This window comes from Phytopseudomonas straminea, assembly GCF_900112645.1.
Classification (GTDB): domain Bacteria; phylum Pseudomonadota; class Gammaproteobacteria; order Pseudomonadales; family Pseudomonadaceae; genus Aquipseudomonas; species Aquipseudomonas straminea.
Genome location: NZ_FOMO01000003.1, coordinates 555,478 through 574,203, shown reverse-complemented (window position 1 = coordinate 574,203; position 18,726 = coordinate 555,478). Strand labels below are relative to the sequence as shown.

Here is an 18,726-nt window from a genome sequence, read left to right as displayed (position 1 = left end):
ATCGGCCGCAAGGGCCGCAGACTTGAGCCGTTTCGCGCAGAATATTCAGCCGCCATGACTCAGGCCACCTGGGAAGCAGGCTGCTGCGCCAGCAAATGCTTGAGCAGCGCCCGATAGGCGATGGTGCCGCGGCTGTTGGCGTCGAACTGCGACGGCGTCAGCCCTGCCCGGCTGGCATCGCGAAGCCGGGTATCGACCGGGATGTAAGCCTGCCAGAGCTGCTCGGGATAGGTGTGCTTGAGCAGGCGCAGGGTCGACAGCGACGCCTGGGTACGGCGGTCGAACAGCGTCGGCACGATGGTGTACGGCAGCGCCTGCTTGCGCGAGCGGTTAATCATCGCCAGCGTATTGACCATACGCTCCAGGCCCTTGACCGCCAAAAACTCGGTCTGCACCGGAATCACCAGCTGCTGGCTGGCCGCCAGCGCATTGACCATCAATACGCCGAGCAGCGGCGGGCTGTCGATCACGGCGTAGTCGAAGTCTTGCCACAACTGCGCCAGGCTCTTGGCGATCACCAGGCCCAAGCCGCTCTGGCCTGGCGACTGACGCTCGAGCGTGGCCAGCGCGGTGCTCGATGGCAGCAAAGAAATACGCTCGTGGCTGGTGGGCAGCAGCAGTTGCCTGGGCAGGCCTTCCGGCACGCTGCCCTGATGCTGGAACAGGTCGAAATTGCTGTTTTCCAGAGTGTCCGGGTCATGGCCGAAATAGCTGGTCATCGAGCCGTGGGGGTCGAGGTCGACCACCACCACGCGCTTGCCGGCATCCGCCAACAGGCCTGCCAGTGCGATGCTGGACGTGGTTTTACCCACACCGCCTTTCTGATTGGATACCGCCCACACTCTCATAATTTTCTTCCTCCCGGGGACAGGCCAGGCCCGACCGAGACTAATTGCCCGCTTGACCAGCTGGCGACGGGGAATTGACGGTACCGTTGCCGGGCGCCGTTGCTGCAGGGCCTGTAGCAGGTTGCGTGCCAGCGCGCTGCATGGCGTTATCAGGCTGGGCGTTGGCGCTTCCCGTACCCGTCACACTACGCCGTACATCCAGATTACGCGAGACCACCAGTACCACCCTGCGGTTACGCGCCCTCCCCTCGGCGGTGGCGTTGTCGGCCACCGGTTGGAACTCGCCGTAGCCAACCGCCGCCAATCGCGATGGATCGACCCCATCCATGGCCAGCATGCGCACGATGCTCGCTGCCCGCGCCGCCGACAGTTCCCAGTTGGTGGGGTACTGAGGCGTCTTGATCGGCTGGTTATCGGTAAACCCTTCGACATGGATAGGGTTGCCATAAGGCGCCAGGATCTTGGCGATCTTCTCGATGATCTCGAAGGCCTCGTCATTGGGCAGCGCATCGCCACTGGGAAACAGCAGCCCGGAACTCAGTTCGATCTCGATCCACAGTTCATTACCGCGCACCTTGAGCTGATCGCTCTGCAACAGACCGCCAAAAGCATCTCGGATGCTGTCAGCGATGTTCTGCAGGGTGGAGGCGGCGATCTGTTGCTGCGACGATTCCTCGTCGACCATCGAGCGATCTGGTTCGGTGGTACGCGGGCGTTCGTCGCCTACCGGAATTGGCTTGATCGAGCGATCCGGCTGGTTGAAAACCCCGGTCAGGGTCTGCGAAAGAATCTTGTACTTGCCTTCGTTGATCGATGAAATCGAATACATGACCACGAAAAAGGCAAACAGCAGGGTGATGAAATCCGCGTAGGAAACCAGCCAGCGTTCGTGGTTCTCGTGTTCTTCGTGGCGGCGTCGGCGGGCCATGATCAGCTCATGAAGCCTTGCAGCTTCAGCTCGATGGACCGTGGATTTTCGCCTTCACCGATCGACAGGATGCCTTCCAGGAGCATTTCCCGATACGCCGACTGGCGCATGGCGACCGACTTGAGCTTGTTGCCGATGGGCAACAGCAAGAGGTTGGCGATGGCCACACCGTAGATGGTGGCGACGAACGCCACGGCAATGCCGCTGCCCAGCAGGCTGGGGTCAGCCAGATTACCCATTACGTGGATCAGCCCCATGACCGCACCGATGATGCCGATGGTCGGTGCGTAGCCACCCATGCACTCATAGAACTTGGCAGCCTGGATATCGCGACTTTCCTGGGTATAAAGATCGACTTCGAGAATGCTGCGTATGGCTTCCGGCTCGGCGCCATCGACCAGCAGTTGCAGCCCCTTGCGCGCGTAGGGATCGGGTTCGCCATCGGCGACCGCCTCCAGGCCGAGCAGGCCTTCCTTGCGCGCCGTCATGCTCCAATTAACTACGCGATCAATGCCACCTGCCAGATCGATCTTGGGCGGTACGAAGATCCAGAGCAGGATGCTCACAGCGCGCTTGAACACCGCCACCGGCGTCTGCAGCAGCGCTGCGCCCAGGGTTCCGCCGATCACGATCAGGGCCGCCGGGCCGTTGAGCAGTGCCGAGGCATGACCGCCTTCCAGAAAGTTGCCGCCAAGGATCGCGACGAACGCCAGAATGACGCCGATCAGGCTCAGCACATCCATCAGAGGCAGGCCTCGACCAGATGGCGACCGATATCATCGAGAGGATACACCGCGTCGGCCAGGTTGGCTTTCACGATGGCCATGGGCATGCCGTAGATCACGCAGCTCGCTTCATCCTGGGCCCAGACCTGACTGCCGCCCTGCTTGAGCAAACGCGCGCCTTCGCGCCCGTCGGCGCCCATGCCGGTCAGCACCACGGCCAGCACCTTGTCGTTGTAGGACTTGGCCGCCGAGCCGAAGGTGATGTCCACGCACGGCTTGTAGTTCAACCGCTCGTCACCGGGCAGGATGCGGATGGTGCCGCGGCCGTCGATCATCATCTGCTTGCCGCCGGGAGCCAGAATGGCCAGGCCGGGACGCAGAATATCGCCGTCCTCGGCTTCCTTGACGTTGATCTTGCAGAGCTTGTCCAGACGCTCGGCGAAAGCCTTGGTGAAAGCGGCCGGCATGTGCTGAATCAGCACGATGGGCGTCGGGAAGTTGGCCGGCAGTTGAGTCAGCACGCGCTGCAAGGCAACCGGGCCGCCGGTCGAGGTACCGATCGCCACCAGCTTGTAGGCCTTGCGCTTGGGCGCCGCGCTGGACGAGGCGGCATGCCGCTCGGCCGGCGGATGGTTGACGCTCGGCTGCGGGCGCGCAGCTGGAGCCGGCGTGCTCGGCGTGCTGGCAGGTCGGCTCAGGCCTCCGCCGGTAGGCGGCGTCAGGGACGCCGTGCCGATCCCCCGGCGGTTGCTGCGCGAGATGCTATGGACCTTCTCGCAAAGCAATTGCTTGACCTTTTCGGGGTTGCGCGAAATGTCTTCGAAGTTCTTCGGCAGAAAGTCCACTGCACCGGCATCCAGCGCGTCCAGGGTGACGCGGGCGCCTTCGTGAGTGAGCGAGGAAAACATCAGAACCGGCGTGGGGCAACGCTGCATGATGTTGCGCACGGAGGTGATGCCGTCCATGAGCGGCATCTCGTAATCCATGGTGATCACGTCCGGCTTCAGTGCCAGGGCCTGATCGATGGCCTCACGTCCGTTGGTGGCCGTACCGACCACGGTGATGTTGGGGTCCGACGAGAGAATTTCCGAAACCCTGCGGCGGAAAAAACCGGAGTCATCGACTACCAGTACCTTGACAACCATAAACACTCCTAAGCGGCACGGCCGTCGCCGTGCCGCGGACGATCAGAGACGCCGTGCGTAGCGCTTGAGCATGCTGGGCACATCGAGGATCAGTGCGATGCGGCCATCACCGGTGATGGTCGCGCCGGACATGCCGGGCGTGCCCTGGAGCATCTTGCCCAGCGGCTTGATCACCACCTCTTCCTGGCCGACCAGCTGGTCGACCACGAAGCCGATGCGCTGGTTACCCACGGTGAGAATCACCACATGCCCTTCGCCCTGCTCTTCATGAGCCGCACTGCTCACCAGCCAGCGCTTGAGGTAGAACAGCGGTAACGCCTTGTCGCGAACGATCACCACTTCCTGGCCGTCGACCACGTTGGTGCGCGACAGGTCGAGGTGGAAAATCTCGTTGACGTTGACCAGCGGGAAAGCGAACGCCTGGTTGCCGAGCATCACCATCAGCGTCGGCATGATCGCCAGGGTCAGCGGCACCTTGATGACAATCTTCGAGCCCTGCCCCTTTTGGGAGAACACGTTGACCGTGCCGTTGAGCTGGGAAATCTTGGTTTTCACCACGTCCATGCCGACGCCGCGACCAGAAACGTCGGAAATTTCTGTCTTGGTCGAGAAGCCTGGCGCAAAGATCAGGTTGTAGCACTCCAGATCGCTCAGCCGATCGGCGGCATCCTTGTCCAGCAGGCCTTTTTCCACGGCCTTGCTGCGCAGGATCTCGGCGTCCATCCCCTTGCCGTCATCGGTGATCATCAGCAGGATGTGGTCGCCTTCCTGCTCGGCGGACAGCACCACGCGCCCGGTCCGAGACTTGCCGGCCGCCTCGCGCTCGTCAGGGCTTTCCACCCCGTGGTCGACGGCGTTGCGCACCAAGTGCACCAGCGGGTCGGCAAGTGCCTCGACGAGGTTCTTGTCCAGATCGGTCTCTTCACCAACTAGTTCCAGGTTGATCTCTTTCTTGAGCTGACGTGCCAGATCGCGAACCAGGCGTGGGAAGCGCCCAAAGACCTTCTTGATCGGCTGCATGCGGGTCTTCATGACCGAGGTCTGCAGATCGGCCGTGACAACGTCGAGGTTCGACACCGCCTTGGACATGGCCTCGTCGCCGCTGTTGAGCCCCAGGCGCACTAGGCGGTTACGCACCAGAACCAGTTCGCCGACCATGTTCATGATCTCGTCCAGGCGCGCAGTGTCGACGCGAACGGTAGTCTCCGCTTCGCTGGCCGGTGCGGCGGCCGCCGCAGGTGCAGACGCCGGTTTGCTGGCTTCCGCCTTGGCGGCCGCAGGCGCTGCCTTGCTGGGTTCTGGCTTGGCTGCAGGTGCGGGTGCTGCCTTGGCCGGCTCGGCCTTGGCGGCCGGCGCAGCGGCTTTGGCAGGTTGCGGGGCAGGAGCCGGTTTTGCAGCAGGCGCAACGGCCGCGGCCGGCGCTACGGCAGGCGCGACGAACTGACCCTTGCCATGTAGTTGATCGAGCAGCGCTTCGAATTCGTCATCGGTGATTTCATCGCCCGGCGCTGCCGAGGCCGGTTCGCTGGAAGCGGCTACCGGTGCCGCCGCCGACGCAACGGCAGGCGCAGCGAACTGGCCCTTGCCATGCAACTGGTCGAGCAGCGCTTCGAATTCATCATCGGTGATCTCATCGCCAGGCGTTGCGGCAGCGGCAGGCTCAGCAGGCGCTGCAGCCACCGGTTCCACGGCAGGCGCACTGAACTGGCCCTTGCCGTGCAACTGATCGAGCAGCGACTCGAATTCGTCATCAGTGATCTCGTCAGCCGCCGTGGCGGGCTGCGCCGGCGCTTCGTCGCCCAGTGCATCGAGCAATTGCTCGAATTCGCTGTCAGAGATATCTGCTGAAGGCTGTGCCGCTGCCACCTCGGGCTCCGCAGGCGCGACAGCAACCGGTTCAGGTTCAGCCGCGACCTCGACTGCTGCGGGTGCAGGCTCGGCACCAGCGGGCTCAGCCAGACGCGCTAGCGCGGCCAGCAGCTCCGGCGAAGCCGGCGTCAGCTCCACGCGCTCGCGCACTTCGGCGAACATACCGTTGACGGCGTCCAGTGCTTCGAGCACCACGTCCATCAGTTCGGCGTCCACACGACGCTCGCCTTTGCGCAGGATATCGAACACGTTCTCGGCAATGTGGCAGCACTCGACCAGCTCGTTGAGCTGCAAGAAACCGGCACCACCTTTTACCGTGTGAAACCCTCGAAAGATCGCATTGAGCAGATTCATATCGTCCGGGCGGCTTTCCAGCTCCACCAACTGCTCGGACAATTGCTCAAGAATTTCGCCGGCCTCTACCAGGAAATCCTGGAGGATTTCTTCATCGGCGCCGAAGCTCATATGACGTGCTCCTAAAAACCCAGACTGGACAGCAGATCGTCGACGTCGTCTTGGTTAGAGGCGACATCATCACGCTTATCGGCATGAATCTGCGGACCTTCACCGCGGGACGGATTTTTTTCTTTGTTTTGCTCGGCACGCAACTGTTCGTGGTTGTGATCGATACCGGCAAAGCGATCGACCTGACTGGCCATGAGCACCAGTTTCAGTAGATTGCTCTCGACCTCGGTCACCAATTGCGTAACGCGCTTGATCACCTGACCGGTCAGATCCTGGAAATCCTGCGCCAGCAGAATGTCATTCAAATGCTCCGATAGCTTGCTGGTGTCGCGCTGGCTGCGCGACAGAAACAGCTCGATACGCTTGGCGAGCTCACGGAACGCCTCGGCGCTCATCTCGCGGCGCATGAAGCGGCCCCAGTCCTCGGCGAGCGAATCGGCTTCACTACTCAGGTCATTGACCAGCGGCGCGCTCTGCTCGACCAGATCCATGGTGCGATTGGCCGCACGCTCGGTCATGGTCACCACGTAGTTCAGGCGCTCGGTGGCGTCGGAAATCTGCGAGATTTCCTTGGCGTGGGGCACCCGGGGATCGAGCTGAAAATTGACGATAGCGTTATGCAGCTCACGGGTGAGCTTGCCGACTTCGAGGTAAAGCCCCCGGTCGCGCGCCTTGTTCAATTCATTGATCAGCTGTACGGCTTCGCCAAAGTTTCCTTGCTCGAGGCTGTCGACCAGTTGGCGGGCATTGCTTTTCAGGGTCGACTCGAGGTCAACCTCGTTGGAGTCATCGTGTTCCATAACAACCTCGCGGCAGACATCAGCCGTTAACTCGCTCGAAGATTTTTTCGATCTTTTCCTTGAGCACCTGAGCGGTGAAGGGCTTGACTACGTAGCCATTCACACCGGCTTGTGCGGCCTCGATGATCTGATCGCGCTTGGCTTCCGCCGTCACCATGAGCACCGGCAACTGCTTGAGTCGCTCGTCGGCACGCACGGCGCGCAGCAGATCGATACCGGTCATGCCCGGCATGTTCCAGTCGGTTACCAGAAAATCGAAATTGCCGCTCTGCAGCATGGGCAGCGCGGTTACCCCGTCATCAGCCTCTGCCGTATTGGTGAACCCCAGATCACGCAAGAGGTTCTTGATGATCCGTCGCATCGTCGAGAAATCATCGACGATGAGGATTTTCATGTTCTTGTCCAAGTCGACCTCCGTACAGTCCTAAAACGCCTACACCTTGTGCAGCGCTTATTAATCGTGAAACCGGCCTGGCTGAACGCCGCAAACCATTGCGCTCGGCTTTGCTGCGTTCACTGTGTGCCCCGCCCTGCTGTGCTGCATTTACCACAAGGACTGGCTCGACCAACTCCAGTCCCTGTACAAATTCCTATGCGCGCCACTCCCCCAACCGCGCCCGTAAGCGCGCGGCACACTGACTATGCAGTTGGCTGACCCGCGATTCACTCACCCCCAGCACCTCGCCGATTTCCTTGAGGTTCAATTCCTCGTCGTAGTACAGCGACAACACCAGCCGCTCACGTTCCGGCAGATTGCTGATGGCATCGGCCAATGCAGCCTGGAAACGACTGTCTTCCAGTTCATGCGAAGGCCCGTGATGCAGGGAACTCGTGTCTTCCTGCAGACCGCCGTTTTCGCCCTCCTGCAAGAGGTCGTCGAAACTGAACAGGCGGCTGCCCAAAGTGTCGCCAAGAATGCCGTAGTAATCTTCGAGACTCAATTGGAGTTCGGCAGCAACCTCGTGATCTTTAGCGTCACGACCGGTTCTGGCCTCAATTTTTCGTATTGCATCACTGACCATGCGGCTGTTGCGGTGCACCGAACGCGGCGCCCAGTCACCCTTGCGTACTTCATCGAGCATGGCGCCGCGGATGCGGATACCGGCAAAGGTCTCGAAACTGGCGCCCTTGCCGGCATCGTACTTACGCGACGCCTCGAGCAGACCGATCATGCCGGCCTGGATCAAGTCGTCGACCTGTACGTTGGCGGGCAGACGGGCCAGCAGGTGGTAGGCGATGCGTTTTACCAGCGGCGCGTGGCGCTCGATCAACTGATGCTGTGAATCTCGTGCTTGTGCCTTGCTGTACATTCGGAGTCCAGAGGCTGTCGTCATACAGCCGTGTCTGCAGTCGGTTGTTGCACCAGGCGCTCCACGAAAAATTCCAGATGGCCACGCGGGTTGGCCGGCAAGGGCCATGCATCGACCTTCTGGGCAATCGCCTTGAACGCCAGCGCGCACTTCGAACGAGGGAACGCCTCATACACCGCACGCTGTTTCTGTACGGCCTTGCGAACCGATTCGTCGTACGGCACCGCGCCCACGTATTGCAGCGCGACGTCCAGAAAACGGTCGGTCACTTTAGTCAGCTTAGCAAAGAGATTGCGGCCTTCCTGGGGGCTGTGCGCCATGTTGGCGAGGACCCGGAAACGGTTCATGCCGTGGTCGCGATTGAGTAGCTTGATCAGCGCGTAGGCATCGGTAATGGACGTCGGTTCGTCGCACACTACCACCAGCACTTCCTGGGCCGCGCGCACGAAGCTGACCACTGAGTCACCAATACCGGCAGCGGTATCGACGATGAGCACGTCAAGGTTCTCGCTGATGTCGCTGAAGGCCTGGATCAGGCCGGCGTGCTGCATGGGCGTAAGCTGCACCATCGCTTGAGTACCGGAGGCGGCGGGCACGATACGAATGCCGCCAGGCCCCTGCAGCACCACATCACGCAGGTCGCACTCGCCGTCGATCACGTCAGCCAGGGTGCGCTTGGCGGTAAGACCAAGCAGCACGTCCACGTTGGCAAGGCCCAGGTCGGCGTCCATGAGCATGACGCGCCGACCAAGGTCGGCCAGTGCCAGCGACAAGTTCACCGACACATTGGTCTTGCCAACGCCGCCTTTGCCGCCAGTCACCGCGATCACCTGTACGGGATGCATACCCATGTTATCTACACACCTTATTCTGACTTCACTGTGGGCCCTGGGGCCATTGTGCGCTGTCGCGGCGAGCACGACCAGCGCGTCACCGTATTCAATCCGTTCAACCGGCCTGTCTGGCAGGGTTCTGATAGAGCCCTGCGAACATATCGGCCATGGTGTCTTCGCTCGGCTCGTCCGGCGCCTGCAGACCGACAGCGCGACTGACCAACTGATGGCTGCGCGGCACGTGTACGTCATCCGGGATGCGCGGGCCATCTGCCAAGTAGGCTACCGGCAGACGATGGCCAATAGCCAGCCCCAATACCTCACCCATGCTGGTAGCCTCATCCAGTTTACTCAGAATGCAGCCCGCCAGCCCACAGCGCTTGTAGCTGTGATAGGCCGCCTTGAGAACCTGCGCCTGGCTAGTGGCGGCCAGCACCAGGTAATTGCGTGCGTTGACGCCGCGGCTGGCCAGCGCCTCAAGCTGCATGCGCAGCGCCGGATCATTGGCGGGCAGGCCAGCGGTGTCGATCAGCACCACACGCTTGCGAGCCAGCGGTACGAGCGCCTGGGTCAGCGACTGACCCGGATCGACCTGGGTCACCGAGACGCCAAGAATCCGGCCCAGGGTCTTTAGCTGTTCCTGAGCGCCGATACGGTAGCTGTCCATGCTCACCAGCGCGATGCTGGCCGCGCCATACTTGAGAACGTAGCGCGCGGCCAGCTTGGCCAGGGTGGTGGTCTTGCCCATGCCGGCGGGGCCGACCAGCGCGATCACGCCGCCCTCTTCCATCGGCTCCTGCTTGGGCGTCTGAATCGAATGGGCAAGGTGCGCCAGCACCATGCGCCAGGCTTTGCGCTGATCGGCAATCGAGGCGACCCGCTCGAGCAGCACGCGCGACAGCTCTGCTGGTACGCCCATACGCTGCAGACGGCGCCACAGTGTGGCCTGCTGCGGGCGACGGCTCTGCATCTGCCCCCAGGCCATCGACCCCATCTGCATTTCGATCAGCTCACGCAGGCCATGCAGCTCGGAGCGCATGGAATCCAGCGCCGACTGATCGACTGCCGCCGCAACCGGCTTCTGCTGTTGACGCTTGAGCACGGCATCCAGGCTGTCGGCAGGCGGCGTGGCAGCTGCCGCGCCAAACAGCTGACGGTCCTTGCCGGCATCGGCCTGGGTACGCATGGTCAGCTCGGCATGGGCCGACGCTATCTTCGACTGGGTCTTGCGCAACTCGGCTTCCAGCGCAGGGTTGGCCTGACGTGCTGGCACAGGCGGAGCCTGATAATCGAGTGCAGCCGTCAATTCCACGCCACCGGCCACACGGCGGTTGGCGATGATGGTCGCATCGGCGCCCAGCTCATCGCGAACCAGCTTCATGGCTTGGCGCATATCGGCAGCGAAAAAGCGTTTGACCTGCATGGCCCGTACCCTCGATTAGTTCTGCCCCACCGTCGCAACGATGGTGACCTGCTTGTTGTCCGGAATTTCCTGGTACGCCAGAACATGCATGCTCGGGACGGCCAACCGGGCGAAACGCGAGAGCATTCCCCGAACCGGCCCGGCCGCCAGCAGAATCACTGGCTTGCCAAGCATCTCCTGACGCTGCGCTGCTTCCACCAGGGAACGCTGCAGCTTCTCGGCCATACCAGGTTCGAGGAGGATGCCATCCTCGGAGCCCTGACCGGCCTTCTGAAGACTGTTTAGCAATATCTGTTCCAACCTTGGCTCAAGGGTGATCACAGGCAGCTCCGGCTCTAGTCCCACGATGTTTTGCACGATTGCACGAGACAGCGCGACGCGAACTGCCGCGACCATGGCGGCGGGATCTTGACTCCTCGGCGCGACGTTGGCGATGGCTTCAGCGATGGTGCGAATGTCACGCACTGGCACCTGCTCCTGCAGCAACGCCTGCAGCACCTTGAGCAGGGTCGACAGGGAAATCAGCCCGGGCACCAGCTCTTCGGCGAGCTTGGGAGAGCTTTTCGCCAGCAATTGCATCAGTTGCTGGACTTCCTCATGCCCCAGCAGCTCGTGGGCGTGCTTGTGCAGGATCTGATTGAGGTGGGTGGCCACCACGGTGCTGGCGTCCACCACGGTGTAGCCGAGCGATTGCGCCTGGTCGCGCTGGCCCGGATCGATCCACACGGCTTCGAGGCCGAACGCCGGATCTCTGGCGGCCACCCCGTTGAGGGTGCCGAACACCTGGCCGGGGTTGATCGCCAGCTCGCGATCCGGGTAGACCTCGGCTTCAGCGACGCTGACGCCCATCAGCGTCAGGCGATAAGCGTTAGGTTGCAGATCCAGGTTGTCGCGGATATGCACCGACGGCATCAGGAAACCCATTTCCTGGGAAAGCTTCTTGCGTACGCCCTTGATGCGCGCCAGCAACTGGCCACCCTGATTGCGGTCGACCAGCGGGATCAGCCGGTAGCCGACTTCCAGGCCGACCATGTCCACCGGCACCACATCGTCCCAGCCCAGCTCCTTGACCTCCTGGGCGCGCTGGGCTGGCAGCAGCTCCTGCTGGCGCTGCACTTCGATGACTTCGGCTTCCTTGACCTTGCGCTGCTTGTTGGCGATCCAGTAGGCAGCGCCAGCCGCCACCAGCCCGAGGCTGATGAACGACATGTGCGGCATGCCAGGCACCAGGCCCATGGCGATCATGATGGCGGCGGATACGGCCAGGGCACGCGGCGAGGCGAACATCTGGCGGTTGACCTGGGCACCCATGTCTTCGGCGCTGGATACGCGTGTCACCATGATGGCGGCGGCGGTGGACAGCAGCAGCGAGGGGATCTGCGCGACCAGGCCGTCACCGATGGTCAGCAGGGTGTAGATGCGCCCGGCATCGCCGAAACTCAGGCCGTGCTGCAGCATGCCGATGGCCATGCCGCCGATGAGGTTGATGAACAGGATCAGCAGGCCGGCGACGGCGTCACCGCGCACGAACTTGCTGGCACCGTCCATGGAGCCATAGAAGTCGGCTTCCTGGGCCACTTCGCTACGGCGCTTCTTGGCCTCGACCTGATCGATCAGTCCGGCATTGAGGTCGGCGTCGATGGCCATCTGCTTGCCGGGCATGGCGTCCAGGGTGAAGCGTGCGCTCACCTCGGAAATACGCCCGGCCCCCTTGGTGACGACCACAAAGTTAATGATCATGAGGATCGCGAACACCACGATACCGACCACGTAGTTGCCGCCGATCACCACCTCACCGAAGGCCTGGATCACCTTGCCCGCAGCGTCGTGACCGTCCTGGCCATGCAGCAACACAACGCGCGTCGACGCCACGTTGAGCGCCAGGCGCAACAACGTCGCAGCCAGCAGGATGGTCGGGAACACGGCGAAATCCAGCGGCCGCAGTGCGTAGATCGCCACCAGCAACACGACGATCGACAGCGCGATGCTGAAGGTAAACAGCACGTCGAGCAGAAACGGCGGGATCGGCAGCATGACCATGGCGAGCATGACCAGCAGCAACAGCGGAATGCCGAGATTGCCGTTGCGCAGCCCCGACAGGTTGCTGCGAACGTTGCCAATCATCTGTGCGCGATCTACTGCCACGTGTTTACCCCGACTGATTCAATCTTTTGACGTCCAGAACGCCTTTGCAGCCGGTATTGCAAGAACCTTTCCAATTCGTGAAAAAGCCCGGCCCAGAAGGCACGGCACAAATTCCCCGAGCGCTGTGAAGACGAAAACACGAACCCCGCTGGCGAAGCCCAGTCACAGCCAATGAACGTTGGATTCACCCATCAAGGAGAACACCATGAAACGCTGGATGATGGCCGCACTGGCCAGTTGCTGCGCGGCGAGCCTTCAGGCTGCCGACAAGACGGTCGAACTCAATGCCGTGGATGCCAATGGCATCGGCAGTTCGGTAGGTAAGGTGGTGATCAGCCAGAGCACCTACGGTGTGGTGTTCACGCCTGAGCTGCATGATCTGGAACCTGGAATTCACGGCTTCCACGTACACGGCAAACCCAGCTGCGAGCCGGCGCCCAAGGATGGCAAACCATCGGCAGCCGAAGCCGCTGGCGGCCACTGGGATCCGAAAAACACCGGCAAACACGACCTGCCATGGGGCGACGGCCATATGGGCGATCTCCCTGCTCTACTGGTGACCGCTGACGGCAAGGCCAGCCAGCCGGTATTGGCGCCGCGCATCAAGAGCGTGGACGAGCTCAAGGGCCTTTCTCTGATGGTCCATGCCGGCGGCGACAACCATGCCGATCATCCCAAGCCTCTGGGCGGCGGCGGCGCACGCGTCGCCTGCGGCGTGATCGAGTAACGGGCTGGGCGCAGTCTGCCAGATGCAGGCTGCGCTCACTCATTCGTCGCGGCGCAGATCAGGCGGGATTGGCAGATCCTTGAGCGGCGCCGGACGCTTGCCCTTGCCGGCCTGGAACTGGCGAATCTGATAGACGTACGCCAGCACCTGCGCGACGGCGAGGTAAAGACCGGCAGGGATTTCCTGATCGAGCTCGGTGGTGTGATAGATCGAGCGCGCCAACGCCGGCGACTCCAGTATCAGCACATTGTGCTCGGTGGCGATCTCGCGGATTTTCAACGCAGTGAAGTCGCCGCCCTTGGCCAGCAACATGGGCGCCTGGCCGGTTTGCGGGTCATATTTAAGAGCCACTGCGAAGTGGGTCGGGTTGGTAATCACCACGTCGGCCTGGGGGACGGCCTGCATCATGCGCTGCTGAGTCATCTGGTGCTGCAGCTGGCGGATGCGCTGCTTGACCTCGGGTTTACCCTCGCTGTCCTTGTACTCGTCCTTGACCTCCTGCTTGGTCATCATCAGCTTTTGCTTGTTGTCCCAGAGCTGAAACGGCACATCCACGGCAGCGATCAGGATCAGCCCGAACGACATCCACAACGCGCTCCAGCCGACGACTTGCGCCGAGTGCATAATGGCCGACTCGATCGGTTCGTTGGCGATCGCCAACAGATCAGCGCGGTCCTTCGACAGCACCACCAGCGCCACCAGCAGGATGACGATGAACTTGGCCAATGCCTTGAGCAGCTCGATCAACGCCTTCATCGAGAACATGCGTTTGAGCCCGGAGAGCGGGTTCATGCGGCTGAACTTGGGCGCCATGGCCTTGGCCGAGAACAGCCAGCCACCCAGGGCAATGGGCCCTACGATGGACATCACCAACAGCACGACCAGCAGCGGCAACAGCGCATCCAGCGCCAGCTGCCCGGAGGCGGCCAGCCACAGCGCCATATTGCGCTCATCCATCAGGATTTCGCGTGGCAGCGAAAAGTTGCCGCGCATGATTTCCAGCATGGCATTGCCGATCGAGCCACCGGTGGCCAGCAGCCCGCCAGTGCCGGCCAGCATGATGGCGAAGGTGTTGAGCTCCTTGGAGCGGGCGATCTGCCCTTTTTCACGAGATTCCCGGCGGCGTTTCTCCGTGGGTTCCTCGCTCTTGTCGGCACCGCTTTCCGACTCGGCCATCAGCGGGCCCTCGCCAGTTCACGCAGCATGATCAGCGCCTCGCTCGCGATGGCCTGATAATGCGCCAGGATGTCAGCTAGAGAAATCCATACGATCACCATGCCTAGCACTAAGGTGAGCGGGAAACCGATGGAGAAGATGTTCAGTTGCGGCGCGGCGCGGGTCATCACCCCGAAGGCGATGTTCACCACCAACAATGCGGTAACGGCCGGTAGCACCAGGATCAGCGCGGCGCCCATTACCCAGCCGAGCTTTGTGGCCAGCTCCCAGTAGTGCTCGACTTGCAGGCCGGAGCCCGGCGGCAGGGTCACGAAACTCTCGGCCAGTACCTCGAACACCACCAGATGCCCGTTCATGGCCAGGAACAGCAAGGTCACCAGCATGGTGAAGTACTGGCCGATCACCGGCACCGAAATGCCGTTGGCCGGATCGACCATGGAGGCGAAGCCCAGGCCCATCTGCATGGCGAGGATCTGCCCCGCCACCACGAAGACGTGAAACAGCAGCTGCAGCACGAAGCCGAGCATCACGCCAACGAGAATTTCCTGTGCGATCAGCATGAAGGCCTGCAGGCTGATCGAATCGACCTGCGGCATCGGCGGCAAGGTGGGCACGATGACCACACTGATGGCGAGCGCGAGGTACAGGCGCACCCGAGTGGGCACCAACTGCGTGCCGATGATCGGCATGACCATCAGCAAGGCGCCGATGCGAAACAGCGGCAGCAGGAAGCTGCTGACCCAGCTGCCGATCTGCGCATCGCTCAGCTCGAACATCGAATCAGCCGATCAGCTGCGGAATGTTCATGATCAGGTTCTGCGTGTACTCCATCAGTTGCTGCACCATCCACGGCCCGGCAACGATAAGGGTCAGCAGCATCACCAGCAGGCGCGGCAGAAAGCTCAGGGTCTGTTCGTTGATCTGGGTAGCGGCCTGGAACATCGCCACCAAAAGGCCCACCAGCAGGCTGGGCATGACCAACAGCCCGACCATCAGGGAGATCAGCCAGAGTCCCTCACGGAACAGATCGACTGCAACTTCAGGGGTCATGTGAGCCTCGCTACAAGGTGCCGAAACTACTGGCTAGGGTGCCCATGATCAGCGCCCAACCGTCGATCAGCACGAACAGCATGATCTTGAACGGCAGGGAAATGATCAGCGGCGACAGCATCATCATGCCCATGGCCATGAGGATACTGGCCACCACCATATCGATGATCAGAAACGGGATGAAGATCATGAAGCCGATCTGGAACGCGGTCTTGAGCTCCGAAGTCACGAAGGCCGGCACCAGGATGGTCAGCGGCGCCGCTTCCGGCGTGGCGATGTCGGTACGCTTGGACAGACGCACGAACAGTTCCAGATCGCTCTCGCGGGTCTGCGCCAGCATGAAATTCTTGATCGGCACCTCGGCCCGCTCGATGGCCTGCTGCGCCGGCAGTTGCTGATTCAGATAAGGCTGCAAGGCCTCGCGGTTAATCTGGTCGAACACCGGCGCCATGATGAACATGGTCAGAAACAGCGCCAGGCCGATGAGGATCTGGTTGGACGGCGTCTGCTGCAAACCCATGGCCTGACGCAGGATCGAGAACACGATGATGATCCGCGTGAAGCTGGTCATCAGCATCAGGAACGCCGGGATAAAACTCAGCGCCGTCATGATCAGCAGGATCTGCAGGCTGACCGAGTATTCCTGCTGCCCGTCGGCGTCGGTGCTCAGGGTGATCGCCGGAATCGACAGCGGATTGCTGCCCTGCTGGATCAATGGGCTGGGCGATGATGGTTCCTGAGCGAAGGCCAGCGAAGTCCCCAGCGCGAACACCAGCACAAGCAGAAGTCGCAACATCAGGACTTGTCCTTCTGGTCCTTGCCCAGCAGTTCCATGAGGCGCTGGGAGAATTCGGTGGATGCCGGCTCGGCATCAGGCAGGTGAACCGGCTCGCCCATCACGTGCAGCGAGTTGATGCGCCCAGGTGTGAGGCCTAGCAGAATCTGCTCGTTGCCGACCTGCACCAGCACCAACCGATCACGGGGGCTCAGCGCCTGAGTGGCGACGATCTTGATCACCTTGCCATTGTTGGGGCCCAGACGCTGCACGCGGCGCATCATCCAGGCGAGCAGGAAGATCAGGCCAATCACCAGTAGCAGGCCAATCACCAGTTGCGCCAACTGGCCGGCGATACCGCCGCTGGCGGCAGGCGCCTGGGCAGCAGGTTCGGCGGCGAAGGCGAAGCACGGCAGCGCAAGGAGTGCGAGCAGGAGTCTGTTCATGGCGTCAGCGCAGCTTCTTGATGCGTTCGCTGGGGCTGATCACGTCGGTCAGGCGAATGCCGAACTTCTCGTTGACCACCACCACTTCGCCATGGGCAATCAGGGTGCCATTGACCAGCACATCGAGCGGCTCGCCGGCCAGGCGATCGAGCTCGATCACCGAGCCCTGGTTGAGCTGCAGCAGGTTGCGAATGGTGATGTCGGCATTGCCCACTTCCATGGAAATGGACACCGGAATATCGAGGATCACATCCAGATTCGGGCCTTCCAGGTTAACCGGATTGTTGACCTTGGGCATGCTGCCGAATTCTTCCATCGGCGCACGGGGCGCCGACGGCTGGCTGGCCGCACTGGCGGCCAGCATCGCGTCGATATCGTCCTGCCCGCCTGCATCTCCGGACTCGGATAGCGCGGCCGCCCACTCATCGGCGAGCGCTTGTTCTTCGGGGCTGGTTTGTTCGTTCTCGTCTGCCATCGTTCAACCTCGGCTGGCGTTTATCGGCTTGGCTACGCACAGGGCGCGGCGGAAATAGTGGGCTAGCGGTGACGATCAACCGGATCGAGTACCTGTAGCGAGAGGTTGCCCTTGTGCGAACCGAGCTTGACCTTGAAGGACGGCACGCCGTTGGCGCGCAGAATCATATGCTCGGGCAGCTCTACGGGAATCACGTCGCCGGGCTGCATGTGCAGGATGTCGCGCACCTTGAGCTGACGGCGCGCAACGGTGGCGCTCAAAGGAACGCTGACATCGAGAATGTCTTCGCGCAGGGCCTTGACCCAGCGTTCATCCTGATCGTCCACGTCGGACTGGAAGCCGGCGTCGAGCATCTCGCGAATCGGCTCGATCATCGAATAAGGCATGGTCACGTGCAGATCACCGCCACCGCCATCGAGTTCGATGTGAAAAGTCGACACCACGATGACTTCGCTGGGGCTGACGATGTTGGCCAGGGCAGGATTGACCTCGGAGCCGACGTACTCGAAGTTGATGTCCATTACCGCCGCCCAGGCTTCACGCAGGTCGACGAAGGCCTGATCGAGCACCATGCGCACAACACGCAGTTCGGTGGGGGTGAATTCACGCCCTTCGATCTTGGCGTGACGGCCGTCGCCGCCAAAGAAGTTATCGACCAGCTTGAACACCAGTTTGGCGTCCAGAATGAACAGGCCGGTTCCGCGCAACGGCTTCATTTTCACCAGGTTGAGGCTGGTAGGCACGTACAGGGAATGCACGTACTCGCCGAACTTCATCACCTGCACGCCACCAACCGCCACATCGGCCGAGCGGCGCAGCAGGTTGAACATGCTGATGCGGGTATAACGGGCGAAACGCTCGTTGATCATCTCCAGGGTCGGCATGCGCCCGCGCACGATGCGATCCTGGCTGGTCAGGTCATATTGCTTGACGCTGCCGGGCTCGACGAACTCCTCGGTTTCCACCAGGCCATCGTCGACGCCGTGCAGCAGCGCATCGATCTCGTCCTGGGACAGCAGGTCTTGTACAGCCATTAGCGAACTCCCGCCCTATTGCAACACGAGGTTGGTGAACAGCACCTGCTCGACAGCCACCTTGCCGGTTTCCTTCTCGGCCACTTGCTGCACGCTGGCGGTCGCCTGCTGGCGCAGCATTTCCTTGCCAACCGGGGTGATCAGGCTGGCGAAATCCTGGCTGGAAAACAGCATCACCAGGTTGTTGCGCAACACCGGCATATTTACTTTGAGCGCGTCCATGGCTGCCTGGTCGCGCCCCATCAGCGCAACGCTGACCTGCATGTAGCGCGGCTTGCCGTTCTGGGTGAAATTGACCACGAAGGCCGGCGTCAGCTCTTCGTAGATTGCCGGCTGCTTGACGGGCGCGGCGTTCTCGGCCTGCGCATGCTCGGCCTCTGGCTTGGCGTTGTCCTTGCTGAGAAAGAACCAGGTGCCGCCGATCGAGGCGCCCACGGCCAGCAACAGGGCCAATACGATGGCGATGATGAGCTTGAGCTTGCCTGGCGGCTTGCTGCCTGCTTCGGGAGCAGCGGCGGGAGGCGCGTTCTTCTTTGCCATGCCAAAAATCCG

General features: G+C 61.8%; 20 protein-coding genes. 1 reads left to right on the top strand and 19 read right to left on the bottom strand.

The features are described from left to right. Window positions 1–59 precede the first annotated feature (59 nt). The 11 genes from BM279_RS10460 to flhA form a co-directional block, all read right to left on the bottom strand. Entirely contained in the window at window positions 60–848 is a 789-nt protein-coding gene (locus BM279_RS10460; protein WP_093503468.1) for a ParA family protein, read from the bottom strand. Window positions 849–888: 40 nt separating this feature from the next. Beyond that, window positions 889–1,776 (bottom strand): flagellar motor protein MotD, encoded by an 888-nt coding sequence (gene motD, locus BM279_RS10455; RefSeq protein ID WP_093503466.1) that lies wholly within the window; start codon window positions 1,774–1,776, stop codon window positions 889–891. 2 nt (window positions 1,777–1,778) lie between these two features. Continuing rightward, window positions 1,779–2,519: a flagellar motor protein gene (locus tag BM279_RS10450; protein WP_093503464.1), complete on the bottom strand. Its 741-nt coding sequence runs from the start codon at window positions 2,517–2,519 to the stop codon at window positions 1,779–1,781. Continuing rightward, window positions 2,519–3,646 (bottom strand): protein-glutamate methylesterase/protein-glutamine glutaminase, encoded by a 1,128-nt coding sequence (locus BM279_RS10445; protein WP_093503462.1) that lies wholly within the window; start codon window positions 3,644–3,646, stop codon window positions 2,519–2,521. The genes BM279_RS10450 and BM279_RS10445 overlap by 1 nt, the downstream gene beginning before the upstream one ends. A 42-nt stretch (window positions 3,647–3,688) precedes the next feature. Beyond that, window positions 3,689–5,980 (bottom strand): chemotaxis protein CheA, encoded by a 2,292-nt coding sequence (locus BM279_RS10440; RefSeq protein WP_093503460.1) that lies wholly within the window; start codon window positions 5,978–5,980, stop codon window positions 3,689–3,691. A gap of 11 nt (window positions 5,981–5,991) precedes the next feature. Beyond that, on the bottom strand, window positions 5,992–6,780 hold the full coding sequence (locus BM279_RS10435; RefSeq protein ID WP_093503458.1) for a protein phosphatase CheZ: 789 nt from the start codon (window positions 6,778–6,780) through the stop codon (window positions 5,992–5,994). Window positions 6,781–6,799: 19 nt separating this feature from the next. Beyond that, window positions 6,800–7,174, bottom strand: a complete 375-nt coding sequence (locus BM279_RS10430; protein ID WP_013791048.1) for a chemotaxis response regulator CheY — start codon at window positions 7,172–7,174, stop codon at window positions 6,800–6,802. Between the two features lie 196 nt (window positions 7,175–7,370). Then, window positions 7,371–8,114, bottom strand: a complete 744-nt coding sequence (gene fliA / locus BM279_RS10425) for an RNA polymerase sigma factor FliA (protein WP_093503456.1) — start codon at window positions 8,112–8,114, stop codon at window positions 7,371–7,373. Further along, window positions 8,111–8,941 carry a flagellar synthesis regulator FleN gene (gene fleN / locus BM279_RS10420; RefSeq protein ID WP_178109916.1) on the bottom strand — a complete coding sequence of 277 codons (831 nt, stop codon included), beginning with the start codon at window positions 8,939–8,941 and terminating at the stop codon, window positions 8,111–8,113. The genes fliA and fleN overlap by 4 nt, the downstream gene beginning before the upstream one ends. A gap of 97 nt (window positions 8,942–9,038) precedes the next feature. Further along, window positions 9,039–10,346 (bottom strand): flagellar biosynthesis GTPase FlhF, encoded by a 1,308-nt coding sequence (gene flhF / locus BM279_RS10415; RefSeq protein ID WP_093503454.1) that lies wholly within the window; start codon window positions 10,344–10,346, stop codon window positions 9,039–9,041. A 15-nt stretch (window positions 10,347–10,361) separates the two neighbouring features. Further along, window positions 10,362–12,470 carry a flagellar biosynthesis protein FlhA gene (gene flhA, locus BM279_RS10410; protein ID WP_093503452.1) on the bottom strand — a complete coding sequence of 703 codons (2,109 nt, stop codon included), beginning with the start codon at window positions 12,468–12,470 and terminating at the stop codon, window positions 10,362–10,364. Window positions 12,471–12,696: 226 nt separating this feature from the next. Between flhA and sodC the strand changes: the two genes are divergently transcribed. Beyond that, complete coding sequence (sodC, locus tag BM279_RS10405; RefSeq protein WP_093503450.1) at window positions 12,697–13,218, top strand: superoxide dismutase family protein; 522 nt, start codon at window positions 12,697–12,699, stop codon at window positions 13,216–13,218. A gap of 39 nt (window positions 13,219–13,257) precedes the next feature. On the opposite strand, the gene flhB is transcribed toward sodC, so the two are convergent. The 8 genes from flhB to fliL form a co-directional block, all read right to left on the bottom strand. Next, window positions 13,258–14,394 (bottom strand): flagellar biosynthesis protein FlhB, encoded by a 1,137-nt coding sequence (gene flhB, locus BM279_RS10400; protein WP_093503448.1) that lies wholly within the window; start codon window positions 14,392–14,394, stop codon window positions 13,258–13,260. Then, window positions 14,394–15,170 carry a flagellar biosynthetic protein FliR gene (gene fliR / locus BM279_RS10395; protein WP_093503446.1) on the bottom strand — a complete coding sequence of 259 codons (777 nt, stop codon included), beginning with the start codon at window positions 15,168–15,170 and terminating at the stop codon, window positions 14,394–14,396. Before fliR ends, flhB begins: the two co-directional genes overlap by 1 nt. A 4-nt stretch (window positions 15,171–15,174) precedes the next feature. Beyond that, complete coding sequence (gene fliQ, locus BM279_RS10390; RefSeq protein WP_013791040.1) at window positions 15,175–15,444, bottom strand: flagellar biosynthesis protein FliQ; 270 nt, start codon at window positions 15,442–15,444, stop codon at window positions 15,175–15,177. A gap of 10 nt (window positions 15,445–15,454) precedes the next feature. Beyond that, the gene (gene fliP, locus BM279_RS10385; RefSeq protein WP_093503444.1) at window positions 15,455–16,240 is read right to left on the bottom strand and encodes a flagellar type III secretion system pore protein FliP; all 786 of its coding nucleotides are present in this window, start codon (window positions 16,238–16,240) and stop codon (window positions 15,455–15,457) included. Further along, window positions 16,240–16,665 (bottom strand): flagellar biosynthetic protein FliO, encoded by a 426-nt coding sequence (fliO, locus tag BM279_RS10380; protein ID WP_093503442.1) that lies wholly within the window; start codon window positions 16,663–16,665, stop codon window positions 16,240–16,242. The genes fliP and fliO overlap by 1 nt, the downstream gene beginning before the upstream one ends. Window positions 16,666–16,669: 4 nt before the next feature. After that, entirely contained in the window at window positions 16,670–17,140 is a 471-nt protein-coding gene (gene fliN, locus BM279_RS10375; RefSeq protein ID WP_093503440.1) for a flagellar motor switch protein FliN, read from the bottom strand. A gap of 62 nt (window positions 17,141–17,202) precedes the next feature. After that, a complete protein-coding gene (gene fliM, locus BM279_RS10370) occupies window positions 17,203–18,174 on the bottom strand; it encodes a flagellar motor switch protein FliM (RefSeq protein ID WP_073268173.1) in 972 nt (323 codons plus the stop codon). 15 nt (window positions 18,175–18,189) lie between these two features. Beyond that, window positions 18,190–18,714, bottom strand: coding sequence for a flagellar basal body-associated protein FliL (gene fliL, locus BM279_RS10365; RefSeq protein ID WP_093503438.1), 525 nt, complete (start codon window positions 18,712–18,714; stop codon window positions 18,190–18,192). Between the last annotated feature and the right edge of the window lie 12 nt (window positions 18,715–18,726).